The sequence below is a fragment of the Aerococcaceae bacterium DSM 111021 genome, from assembly GCA_020112395.1.
Lineage (GTDB): Bacteria > Bacillota > Bacilli > Lactobacillales > Aerococcaceae > Ruoffia.
On the sequence record JACCEK010000001.1, the window covers coordinates 613,091 to 625,934 of the forward strand.

The window sequence follows — 12,844 nt, forward strand, 5'->3', positions numbered from 1 at the left end:
TTTCTTATAACTTGTTTGTGACTGATGGATTATGATAACAACTTCTACAAACTGGTAAATAAGATTCATTTCCACCTATTTGAATTTGTTCACCAGTATAAACTGGTTTTCCATCATTAATTCTTAAGTTCATTGTTGCCTTGCGGTGACAAAACCAACAAATTGTTTTAAGTTCTTCGATTTTATCAGCATATATTAAAAGGTATTTTGATCCTTCAAATAAATCATTTGAAAAATCATTTTTTAATCCGAATGCCATCACAGGTATATTTAATCGGTCTACTACTTGTGCTAGCTCTAATATATGATGCTTCTTTAAAAATTGTGCTTCATCAATCAAAATACAATATAAGTCTGTATCAATCGCTGAAATTTCATCGAATAAGTTCATGTCATCCGTAATCGGAGTTGCCTCACGGTTTAAACCAGTACGACTTGCAACTAACCCTACTTTTGTACGTGTGTCAACCGCACTCGTATAAATCTTAACTGGTTTATTTTGCTCTTCGTAGTTATGTGCAACCTTTACAATCTCGATTGACTTCCCACTATTCATCGCACCGTATTTGAAGTACAATTTCGCCATGATCATTACTCCTTCTTTTCTACTCTCAACTATTAATAATAAAATAACCAAGCTTCTTAGTCAATTACTTGTATGAAAAATTATAATAAAAACTACTTCATTGAATTTTAGGATATACTATATTAAATCCTTAATAAGAATATCATACAGTCATTATTGTTTTTTTACAATTAAGGTTCGATTTTTTTGACATTCCATTTAAAATATAACTCTTTATTTTCACCCCAATGATTGCTAAAATACTAATGTTAAAAGAGTAAGTTTACTCACCAAAGGAGAATTATTAATGAGCTTTAGAAGTAATATTGCCACACATGTTGGCCGCCTATCTCGTTGGGCTCTTACTAAATTTACTGGTGGCGGAAGCAGTCTGCCAGGTAAATTAGCCCTAACGATTGACCCCGAAATACTCACTGCGTTAGGGGAAAACTATGATGTAGCTATTATCACTGGTACAAATGGTAAAACCTTAACGACTGCGTTAAGTGTATATTCATTAAATGAAGCATATCCTCACGTATTAACAAACCCAACTGGATCTAATATGCATCAAGGTATTGTTAGTACATTCTTAGCTGCGCCCCGACTTGAAAAAAATAAAAAGGGTATCGCAGTTTTGGAAGTAGATGAGGGGTCTTTAAAACATGTTGTAAAACATATAAAACCTAAAGTTTTTATTCACACCAACGTCTTTAGAGATCAGATGGATCGTTATGGAGAAATCTATACAATCTATAAATTAATGGCTGATGCTGCTAAAGAAGTTCCAGAGGCAACAGTTATTTCTAATGCTGACTCACCTATCTTAAATTCAATTGACTTACCAAATCCTCGCTTATACTTTGGTTTTGAAGACCAAATGGATGATGACGTGGTTCCGCATCATAACACTGACGGTATCTTATGTCCTAAATGTAACAACACACTAAAATATCATTCTTTAACTTACGCTAATCAAGGTAAGTACTATTGCGATCACTGTGGTTTTAAACGTCCTGCATTGGACTTCAAAGTATCAAGTTTAGATGACTTAAACTTAACTGATTCAACTTTTACAATTAATGACCATCAATTCAAAATCCCTATTGCTGGTTTATATAATATTTACAATGCTTTGGCTGCTTACAGCTTAAGTCGCTTCTTTGACTTAACACCTGAACAGATACATAGTGGTTTCGAAAAAGCTGAACGCGTCTTTGGTCGTCAAGAAATTCTAGATATTGAGGGTAAACAAGTTTTAATTAATTTAGTTAAAAATCCTGTCGGCTTAAATCAAGTCATTGACCTTGTTGGTCTTGATAAGAACCCTTCTACTTTTATTGCCATTTTAAATAATCATTATGCTGATGGTACTGACGTGAGTTGGATTTGGGATGGTGACTTTGAAAAGATGGCAGATTTCCCTATAGAAGCGGTCTATACTTCAGGTATGCGTAAAGAAGATATGACTAAACGTCTTGAAGTAGCGAATGTTTTCAACGGAGATATTCAACAACTAGACTCTATACAAGATGTTATTGATGCCACTCGACAAGCAACAACTGATAACGTTCATATTTTTGCAACATATACAGCCATGCTTGATTTACGCAAAGAACTTAGTCAGGCAGGCTATATAAAAAAATAATCCTAAGAAAAGAGCAGCCTTTATGAAAACAATTCGAATATGTCACTTATATGGGAACTTGATGAATACTTACGGTGATAATGGAAACTTGCTCATGCTTCAGCACTACGCAAAAGAAGCTGGATATGACATCGTCACTACAATGATAAGTCTTAATGATGATTTTTCAGCTGATGATTATGATCTAGTATTCTTTGGTGGCGGACAAGATTATGAACAAAAAGTCGTTTCTCAAGATTTACCGCGTATTCGCGATGAAATAGCTAAGTACATTGAAGGTGACGGTGTAATGCTTACTATCTGTGGAGGCTTTCAATTATTGGGACAATATTATATCAATGCCGCTGGTGAAAAATTAGAAGGCATGAAAATATTATCCCATCACACTGAGAGACAAATTAATTCCCGTTTTATAGGTGACATTGAAATTTACGATGAGATTAATAACAAAACGTATTATGGTTTTGAAAACCACAATGGTGTTACTCACTTAGGCGATGACTTGAAACCTTTAGGTCGTGTTGTTTCAGGTAATGGTAACAATGGTGTCGATAAGACAGAAGGTGTTCGTTACAAAAATACATTTGGATCTTATTTCCACGGCCCCCTACTCGTCCGCAATGAATGGCTTGCTAAACATATTATTGATTTAGTTATACAAAACAAATAAACACACATCACCCACTTCTAAAGTCTAAGTGGGTGATGTGTGTTTTGCTTAGCTTCCTACTAAAAAATATATGTCTTAATACAACTCAAAAAACCGTGAGTCTTTAGAGAATATTAATTCTCTAATGGCTCACGGTTTTTTACAAGTAATTATTTATCTGACATTAATTTGTTAGTGATAGTTTCAAATTGATCAATATACTCGACAAATGTATCTAAAGATTTCTCCCAGAAAGCAACGTCTGTTACATCGATATTCATTACTTTCGCAGTATCTTCAACTGTTGATACTGTTGTTAACTTTAATAATTCATCGTAGCGCTCTACAAATCCTTCAGGTTGTTGTTCATAGATTGAATACAATCCTCTAGCAAATAATCCACCGAATGCATACGGGAAATTGTAGAAACTTAATCCCGCTGAATAGTAATGACCTTTATTGACCCACATATATGGATGTAAATAGTTTGAATCTAGGCCATCACCATAAGCTTCTAACTGAGCTTCTTTCATTAGCTCTTCAAGTTGTTGGCTGAATAAGAATGTGTCTTCCTTAGCTTCAAACACTTTTGATTCGAAATAATAACGCGAATAAATATCTACGATAATCTGAGTTGTATCTTGTAACAATGATTCAATCAATGCAAGTTTTTCTACTTCGTCATTCGTATTGTTTAATAAATCATTCATAATTAATGTTTCATTAAATGTTGATGCAGTTTCAGCTACTGGCATTGAATATGACCAATTTAAAGGCTTATGAGATTGAATGATAGATCCGTGATATGCGTGTCCCAATTCGTGGGCCATCGTGATAACACTAGAAAGTGAACCATCGAAGTTAGTCATAATACGTGATTGACCAATAAACGGTAAGTTTGAACAGAACGCTCCACCACGTTTACCTTTTCTTGGAATAAAATCAACATAATCATTCTCATAGAATGTAGCTACTAAATCAGCTAACTTGTCAGAAAAAGGTCTAAAGTGATCCACTAAATAGTCCCCAGATTCCTCAACCGTGAATTGTTGACTTGTCTCGCCCATTGGAGCAAATAAATCATAAAATGGCAACCCATTCTCATGTCCTAAATATGTCGCTTTTTGTTTTAAATAACGTCTGAATTCAGGTAGATACTTTTTAATTGCTGTGATTAAACTCTCTAGAGTACGTCGGTCCATACGTGATTTTTGTAAAGTTTCATCCAAAGGTGACTCGTAGCCACGAAGCGAAGAAGTTGTTAAAACTTGTTGCTTAATATTATTTAAGGAAAAAGCAATTGGATCTTTAATTTTGTTATACATATCAAGTTCAGCATGATAGGCTTTTTTACGAATATCTTGATTAGCATCATAAGCTAGGTTTCGAATTTCACTCAATGTGAATGTCTTACCTTCAACATCTGTCTCTACAGTTGAAGTTAAGAAAGTGTGTAAGTTAGACCACGCACTCGCACCCGAAATATTCATTTTAGAAATCACTGCTTCAGTCTCTTCGTCTAATAAATGCGCTGCTTCTTCTTTAAGTTCTTTAAACGCAAACGTATATTCTGACAACTCACTATCTTGAGTGATATCAGATGTTACACTTCCTAAAAAACGATCTAATAGAATTTGGCTTTTCGTTAACTCAGATAAGATTTGTGAATATTGGCCTCGATAGTTCGTTGATATTTCATCCGTCGTATTTGTCGATAAAGTCAAACTAATATAAGCTCCAATACGTCGTGCTGTAATTAATAAGTCTTCTTTAAATTTCACAGCTGCTTTAATCGATTCAAGATTATCTTTCAAACTTAATTCTGAAAAATCTTCTTTGAATTGATTTAATTTCTTCCAGTCTGCTTTAAAATCTTCACTTTCATAACTCACATATAAATCATCTAATTGCCATTCATACATTTTTTAACGCCCTTTCTTCAATCACTTTCTATTATAAAAACATCATGAGAAACACTGGTAAAATAATCGCTGGTACAAAATTCATAATCTTGAACTTAGTAACATCAATCATATTTAAACCTAAGCCTACAAGTAGGACTGATCCTACACATATAATTTCTGTAACAACGTCTGCGGGTAACCAAGGTTCTAATAGACCTGCAAAAAGAATAATACTTCCTTGTATAAAGAGAACCGGAATGGCTGACAAGGCCACTCCAATACCTAGTGACGATGCTAACAAGACTGAGGTAATTCCGTCTAGAATACTTTTAGTATAAAGTGTTGTGTTATCACCAACCAAGCCACTTTCTAACGAACCAACAATTGCCATCGATCCGATACAAAAAATCATGGCCGCACTAATCATACCGTGAGAAAGGTCTCCGTATTTTGTACTACCTTTACTCACTTTTTGCTCCAATTTATTGATGCCAGTCAATACACGGCGATCAATATCAATCCATTCTCCAATTAATGTACCAATAACAATACTTAAAATCATAACCATTGTGTTATTTCCTTGAATAGCTCCAGCTATTCCAATGGATAGTACGCATAGTCCAACTGCTTGCATCAAACTTGTCTGTACTCGTTTGGGTATTCCAGAACGAATTTGAACTCCAATCACAGAACAAATGATAATTATTATTGCATTTACTAGTGCTCCCATTGAACATCTCCTACTTTAAAAATCATTATTATTCCATTGATTCATCTGCTGATAGAGTTTCACTTTCTTGAGTCTCATCTTCATCAAGTTCACTCTCTTCAGTTTGATCAGGATTATCACTTACAATTTCTAATTCTTCATTAATATATTTTATTAAGCTTGGTGTCCAACTAAAATCAAAGTAATGAATTAACTCATCTGTTGATTCGAGGCTATCCACCTCTTGAGCAATATCATCTTCCTCATCTATAGCAACTTCAACTTCATGTTTTACTGGCGTGTTGACTGCTATATAGATTGGTTCTCCTTGCCAAGTTTCTTGATAGCGTAGTTTGTCTAAGGCAAATGTTTTGATTGTTGTATAACTATCACCTGGCTCTAATACAGTTCCGTTGTAATCATTGATTAACACATAATCACTATTAATCGCATCATCACCAATTTGTAAAGTTGCAATTCCATCTACTGGAAGAAGTTTATTCTCACTGTTATTTGTTATCTCATATTCAATTGAGACAATGACTTGGCCATAGCCAAAGTTTTGAAAGTTTTCTTCATATATATCTCTTGGTTCAAAGTCACTTATTTCAGCACGGAGTAACTCAACGGACACATCATTATCTTCATCTTCACTCACCTGATTAAGTTCTTCCTTAGCTAAGATTGTTTTATTTCCCCACCACTCTGATGATAGACGATCTTGAATCATTTGATTATTTTCAGATAATTGAGTCTGAGTTTCTTCATCTAAAGGCAAGTGGAGAATCCGCTCATCGCCTAACAAACTCGCTCCTACACCCGAAATAGCATCCGCATCAGATTGAGGAGGAACAACTGTCAAATAGACATTCCCTAATTCAGAAGCTTCTTCCCATTCATCCTGACCAAAACTATAAATTATATAACCATTTACTGTTCTACTTGGCCCTATTTCACCATTATTTTGTTCTAAAATCTTAGTTAAGTCTCCACTTCGTGATGGATATAAAGCTGATGATGGATGCATCTGTACATCACCCGACTGGTAACTCATGCGTAAGCCTTCAATCGGATAGTAGATTGTTTCGTCTGTTAAGTTTGTAATTGCTACTTCCATCAGAACGACTGCTCCTGGATTTTCTTCATAATTAAACTCACTTATTACAGATTCAGCTGCCTTTTCAACTTCGTATACTTGCATATTACCAACACTCAATTGAAAATTATTTTGTGTTTGAATAAATGATTCATTAATACTAAAGAATACTTCATCAGCAATCGTTAAATCTTCGCTTGCACTCAAGTCCGCAATAACTTGGCTAAATTCAGGAACAAATCGTTGATCTATCACTGTAGTATTTTCATTATCCTCATCTATAGGCGGTTCTAAATCTGTTACAACTTGATTCTGGTCTTGTTCAGATGCTACTGCTTCGTTTGATTCTTCAATCTTGCCACAACCGACAAGGAAAATGGCTACGACAAATGCTAGCCATGTGACTTTGCTTAATTTAATTTTATTCATATACTTCAACCTTTTAATTTTTTTCTTTTTCTTCACTTGGTGTTGCTATAACTTCTGTGTCTAATGGCACCAATTCGTATTCTTCTTCAAACAATCCGGATGATTCGCGGAATGTTTTATACAATTCTGTTGCAATCACTTTAATAACTGCGTAACCAGGCACACCTAATATAACCCCCGATAAACCGAATAATCGTCCTGCTCCTAATAGAACTAAAAGGATGGTCACAGGATGTATTTTTAAATTATTCCCTAAGATTTGAGGTGATACAAAACGTCCTTCAAGCAATTGTTCAATAGCTACAACAATCACCACTTTTATAAACATATATGGGGATATCAAAAGCCCAATAATTAATGCGGGAACGACTGCCATGATTGATCCTAAATAAGGGATAATATTAAATATCCCTGCTATTACAGATAGTGATATAGCATAATCTAAACCGATAATTGAATAGCCAATTGCGAATATAAAACCAACGACTAAAGCAACTAAAATCTGTCCTCGTATATACTGAGATATTTGATAGTTCGACTGGAATAAAATCCGTCGTACTTTCGGCCGGTACTTATCAGGTACATGGTATAAAATATATTGGGGTATTTTATAACCTTCTAGTAGCAAATAATACAGTAGAACAGGCATCGTAATTAATCCTGTTACAACTTGTGCTACTGTTCCTATAACACTTCCTAATCCGCCAAATGTCGAGGTAATAATTGTATTCAACTGGTCTGTAACATTGTTCCAATCAATATTTCTAAAGTATTCTACTATATTTGGATCGAATAGTCCCCATTCTATTTCAATTGGGAACGATTCTATCGTTCTAGCAAACGATTCTTGGTAATTTGGAATATTACCTACAAATGCTGTAGCTTGCTCTTGAAGCAATGGGATTAATGTCGAAATCCCCCAACTAATAAGTGCGATAATAATAATAAAGATAATCCATATCGATATATTTCTCGAAAGACCTCTTTGCATTAATTTCGTTACGAAAGGATAAAACAGATAATATAATATCCCTGCAGCAATAATAGGAAATGCAACTAAATTTACAAATGTAACTATCGGGGTAAACAGATAGGAAACACGTGTAAATAATAAAATTATTAATAAAATTAACAGTGTGTTAAATAAGAAAATAACAAACTGATTGTTCAAAAACTGACTAACAAACCAACTCTCTTTGCGCTTTTGGTTCTGTTTATTATCTGTCATAAAATTCACTCCAATGACTTAAGATAATGATATTTTAACACACTCATAATAAAAAAACTCAAGAATCTAATTCATACATGAATTTCGTCATCTATGCTATACTTTATGTATTAATATACTGGGAGGAAATCAAATGACTCAATCATTTATTTTAGGTGGATATACAAAACGAGATAATAAAGGAATTCATAATGTTGAATTCGATCCAAAAGAAGGAACTTTTTCTACACCAAGTTTAATTAGCGAATTAAACGGTCCTACTTTTGTTGCTTTATCTAAAGCAAAAGACTTACTTTTTGCAATCCACAAAGAAGGTGACAAAGGTGGAATTGTTGCTTTCAAAAAGAAAGATGCTAATACTTGGGATAAACTAGCTAGTGGATACGGCGATAATGGTAGTGGTTGTCATGTAAGCTATCGTGAGAGTAGCCAAACAATCTACGTATCAAATTATCACGCTGGAGTTGTAGATGTATTCAAGTTGGATGGTGAGGAATTAACTGTTGTGCAAACTGTAGAACATTCAGGCTCAAGTGTTCATAAAAACCAAGATGCATCTCATGTTCACTATGCTGACTTCAATGATGGACAAACTTTATTATTTGTTTGTGACCTAGGTACAGACTACGTAACAACATATGACATTGCAGAAGATGGGACACTTACACATTCTAGTGAGATTAAATTAACACCAGGAACTGGCCCACGTCACTTGGTATTGCATCCAACCGAACCTTACGCATATATTATCGGTGAATTAGCAAATACAACGACGGTTGTCTCTGTAGATGCCGCTGGTGAAATGGCAGCAGTTGAAACACAACTTAACATCCCAGAAGAACATGTAGAGAAATCTGCTGGCGCTGCTATCCGCATTACAAACGACGGTCGCTTCTTATACGTGTCTACACGATTCCATAATGTATTGACAGTTTATGAGATTAGCGCAAATGGTAGTGCTTTAACTAGAATCCAAGAAATTAATACACAAGGAGAAATTCCACGTGATTTCAACATTGATGAAACTGAGAAATACGTTCTTGTAGCACATCAAGATACAGATCACCTATCTGTATTTGAGCGTAACGCTGAAACTGGTGAATTAACATTTATCCAAAATGAAACTCAAGCACCTGAATGTGTATGTATTGCCTCAGCATAACATCATATAGTTAATTTTAAACCGAATTTTAAAAATTCGGTTTTTTAATTGGTTTAAACTATTAATTTTCATATTTTAGTATAAATTCGTTTTCTTAAGTTGATTTTCGCTAGGGAGCTATACTTTTTTATATAATTTACGTTATAATGGATTGAATAAATTTCTAGAGAGGACAGGAAACATGGATCAAATGATTGATATTATTGAATTAATAAAAATATTTGTCTTAAGTGTGGTACAAGGTATCACAGAATGGCTACCTATCAGTAGTACTGGACATATGATTATTTTAGAAGATTTAATTCCTTTGAATTTATCTTCAGAATTCGTTGAAGTCTTTTTAGTATTAGTACAACTAGGCTCAATTTTTGCAGTTATCTTACTTTACTTTAATAAATTAAATCCTTTTTCACCAAAGAAAACATCAGAGGAACGTAAAGACACTTGGGTATTATGGTTTAAGGTTGCTTTTGCTAGTATCCCCGTCGCAATCTTTGGTTTTGCACTAAAAGATTATATGGATGAATACTTCTATAACCCTATTGTTGTAGCAATCGCATTAATCGTTTATGGTATTATTTTTATTTGGATTGAGAACACTGGAGAATCAAAACATGCAGCTACGGTAACAGAGTTTAACTCATTATCTTTTGCGACAGCATTTAAAATTGGTATATTCCAAGCTTTATCAATTATACCCGGAACTTCTCGTTCAGGATCAACAATTATTGGTGGTTTGTTAGTTGGAACTTCTCGTCATATTGCGACAGAATTTTCATTCTTCTTAAGTATCCCAGCAATGTTTGGTGCAAGTTTAGTCAAACTACTTGACCTTGGATTCGCGTTTACTTCAGTTGAATGGATTTACTTATTATTTGGTATGTTTGTTGCTTTCATCGTTTCAGTTTTTGCTATTAAGTTCTTATTGAATTACTTGAAACGTAATGACTTTACTGGATTTGGTAAATACCGTATCATTCTGGGTGCAATCGTTATACTATACTCATTATTCCAACTATAATACATATTTTAACCCCCTAGTTATTAGTCAGATTGACTAATAACTAGGGGGTTTCTTGTTTAAAGATGGTCAATTCTCTTGCGGATTGTCGTCAGTTCCACGATAACACGATAACCCGATAACCCATTTGCAGATCGTCATTAGGTTCACGACGACCCAATCACTAAATAGATCTAAACGTTTAAGTATACTCACATAAAAAAACCGAAGTTCCTAACAAAGAATCATTCTCAGTTAAGGCCTTCGGTTTTATTATTTAATTATCCCATTGCATTTTCTTTATTGATTTCAGTGACTCCGCCCATATAAGGTACTAAAACTTCAGGTATCTTGATTGAACCATCAGCTTGTTGGTAATTTTCTAAAATTGCAACAACTGTACGCCCTACTGCAAGACCTGATCCATTTAGTGTATGAACATGCTCTACTTTTTCAAATTCATTACGGTAGCGAATTTTAGCTCGACGAGCTTGGAACGCTTCTGTATTTGAACATGAACTAATTTCACGGTATGTATTTTGAGCTGGTATCCACGCTTCAATATCATAAGTCTTAGCTGCTGAGAATCCCATATCTCCTGTTGATAAGATAATTGTACGGTATGGAATGTTTAATGCTTCTAAAATACCTTCAGCATCTTTGGTCATGCTTTCTAATTCTGCATATGATTCATCCGGACGAGCTAGTTTAACTAATTCTACCTTATGGAATTGGTGCATACGGATTAATCCACGTGTATCGCGACCAGCACTACCTGCTTCTGATCTAAATGATGGTGAGAATGCAGTAAAGTGAACAGGTAATTGCTCCAGAGAAAGAATTTCATCTGCATAGTAATTTGTTAATGGTACTTCAGCAGTTGGTATTAAAGTTAAGTTACGCTCATCTTCTAACTGGAATACATCTTCCTTGAATTTAGGAAATTGTCCTGTACCAAACATTGCTTTTTCATTTACCATATAAGGTGTAATCATTTCACGATAGCCATTTTTTCCATGAGTATCTAACATGAAGTTATATACTGCACGCTCTAGACGAGCTCCTAAGCCAACATAATAAACAAAGCGAGCTCCTGCTACTTTTGCTCCGCGTTCAAAATCTAAGATACCTAAATCCTCAGCAATATCCCAATGGTTTAATGGCTCAAAGTCGAACTCTTCAATTTCTCCCCAGCGACGAATTTCTACATTATCATCTTCATCTTCTCCAACTGGAACATCCTCGTGTGGAATGTTAGGTAAAGTAAACTCAATGTTGTTTAAATCTGTTTGGATTGCTTCTAATTGTTCATCCATTGTTTTAATTTCTTTACCAATTTCTTGCATTGCTTTTATTTGATCATCTGCATTTTCTTTATTGCGTTTTAGTTGCGCAATTTTTTCTGTTGTTTCATTACGTGTTTGTTTAGCTTCTTCTGTTTTAGCAATAAGCTCACGTCTTTGAGTATCTAATTCACGATATCTTTCTAATACTTCTCGTTCAACGCCTCGTGTTGCTAGCTTCTCAGCTACTAACTCAAATTCATCTCTTAATAATTTACGGTCTAACATAGCATTTCCCCCTATTAATTTAAATTAATTAGTCATATTTTTGCTGTTCACTTTAAAAATAACCATAAAAAAGAACCTCATCTCCTCATGAAATCATGGGACGAAAGGTTCTCATTCGCGGTGCCACCCAAGTTCAAATAAACCCATAGTTGATGGATACTTGCTCTTAAATTCAATAACGGAGAGGCCGGCACTACTTAATCTGGCTTTCGTAGGCTGAATAAAACGCGGATTCCTTGATTAAACTGAGTGATTCTCACCAACCATCACTTCTCTTAACAGCTATCTCAAATACTATTCGTTTCTCATTTAGATATATTATAAATTAACCATCAATAAAGTCAAGCAAACCTACCAATTCAGATTTCGCGCCTTATCTGTGTCATCATAATGATGAACTACTTCGAGCCCTTGCCATTGTTGTTGGCGTAATGCTTCATAAATAATGATATTAGCAGTGTTAGATAGGTTTAGTGACCTAACATGTTCATCATTCATCGGTACGCGCAAACTATCTTTTTTATGCGCTTCCATTAGTTCAATTGGGAGTCCTGTTGTTTCTTTTCCGAAAAGGAAAAATTGTTCATCACTGTCATTCTTAGCTAAATCAACATCTGAATAAATATGCGGCGCAAACTTAGTGATTAAATATAATTTACGTTCACCAACATATGATAGAAACGACTCTAAATTCTCATGTTCAATAATATCAACACTATTCCAGTAATCTAATCCAGCTCTTTTTAACATCTTATCATCCGTTGAGAATCCTAAGGGGTGAATTAAGTGTAGTGTAGAATTCGTTGCTGCACATGTTCGTGAAATATTACCAGTATTAGCTGGCATTAATGGTTCGTATAAAGCTATATGGTTTTTCAAACAA

Annotated in this window: 11 protein-coding genes and 1 other annotated feature; of the genes, 4 read left to right on the plus strand and 7 right to left on the minus strand. The window is 34.5% G+C overall.

The genetic code is table 11. The features are described 5' to 3' along the window. Positions 1-4 precede the first annotated feature (4 nt). Positions 5-586, minus strand: coding sequence for a thymidine kinase (locus HYQ40_02860; GenBank protein MBZ6526702.1), 582 nt, complete (start codon positions 584-586; stop codon positions 5-7). Between the two features lie 286 nt (positions 587-872). Between HYQ40_02860 and HYQ40_02865 the strand changes: the two genes are divergently transcribed. After that, positions 873-2,213 (plus strand): Mur ligase family protein, encoded by a 1,341-nt coding sequence (locus HYQ40_02865; GenBank protein ID MBZ6526703.1) that lies wholly within the window; start codon positions 873-875, stop codon positions 2,211-2,213. Positions 2,214-2,235: 22 nt separating this feature from the next. Continuing rightward, positions 2,236-2,883 carry a phosphoribosylformylglycinamidine synthase subunit PurQ gene (locus tag HYQ40_02870; GenBank protein ID MBZ6526704.1) on the plus strand — a complete coding sequence of 216 codons (648 nt, stop codon included), beginning with the start codon at positions 2,236-2,238 and terminating at the stop codon, positions 2,881-2,883. A 149-nt stretch (positions 2,884-3,032) separates the two neighbouring features. On the opposite strand, the gene HYQ40_02875 is transcribed toward HYQ40_02870, so the two are convergent. Genes HYQ40_02875 through HYQ40_02890 form a run of 4 tightly spaced genes read right to left on the minus strand, consistent with a single transcriptional unit; the run spans position 3,033 to position 8,228 of the window. After that, positions 3,033-4,784: a M3 family oligoendopeptidase gene (locus tag HYQ40_02875; protein MBZ6526705.1), complete on the minus strand. Its 1,752-nt coding sequence runs from the start codon at positions 4,782-4,784 to the stop codon at positions 3,033-3,035. 31 nt (positions 4,785-4,815) lie between these two features. Continuing rightward, positions 4,816-5,496 carry a DUF554 domain-containing protein gene (locus HYQ40_02880; protein ID MBZ6526706.1) on the minus strand — a complete coding sequence of 227 codons (681 nt, stop codon included), beginning with the start codon at positions 5,494-5,496 and terminating at the stop codon, positions 4,816-4,818. Between the two features lie 28 nt (positions 5,497-5,524). Beyond that, complete coding sequence (locus HYQ40_02885) at positions 5,525-7,000, minus strand: DUF5068 domain-containing protein (GenBank protein ID MBZ6526707.1); 1,476 nt, start codon at positions 6,998-7,000, stop codon at positions 5,525-5,527. Between the two features lie 13 nt (positions 7,001-7,013). Continuing rightward, positions 7,014-8,228, minus strand: a complete 1,215-nt coding sequence (locus HYQ40_02890; GenBank protein MBZ6526708.1) for an AI-2E family transporter — start codon at positions 8,226-8,228, stop codon at positions 7,014-7,016. A gap of 133 nt (positions 8,229-8,361) precedes the next feature. Between HYQ40_02890 and HYQ40_02895 the strand changes: the two genes are divergently transcribed. Continuing rightward, complete coding sequence (locus HYQ40_02895; GenBank protein ID MBZ6526709.1) at positions 8,362-9,390, plus strand: lactonase family protein; 1,029 nt, start codon at positions 8,362-8,364, stop codon at positions 9,388-9,390. 181 nt (positions 9,391-9,571) lie between these two features. Further along, positions 9,572-10,411, plus strand: coding sequence for an undecaprenyl-diphosphate phosphatase (locus tag HYQ40_02900; protein ID MBZ6526710.1), 840 nt, complete (start codon positions 9,572-9,574; stop codon positions 10,409-10,411). A 260-nt stretch (positions 10,412-10,671) separates the two neighbouring features. On the opposite strand, the gene serS is transcribed toward HYQ40_02900, so the two are convergent. Together serS and HYQ40_02910 are read right to left on the minus strand one after the other, a co-directional pair. Further along, entirely contained in the window at positions 10,672-11,961 is a 1,290-nt protein-coding gene (gene serS, locus HYQ40_02905) for a serine--tRNA ligase (protein ID MBZ6526711.1), read from the minus strand. Between the two features lie 93 nt (positions 11,962-12,054). Beyond that, positions 12,055-12,278: a binding site (T-box leader), on the minus strand. A gap of 34 nt (positions 12,279-12,312) precedes the next feature. After that, positions 12,313-12,840, minus strand: a complete 528-nt coding sequence (locus HYQ40_02910; GenBank protein ID MBZ6526712.1) for a tRNA (cytidine(34)-2'-O)-methyltransferase — start codon at positions 12,838-12,840, stop codon at positions 12,313-12,315. Positions 12,841-12,844 lie beyond the last annotated feature (4 nt).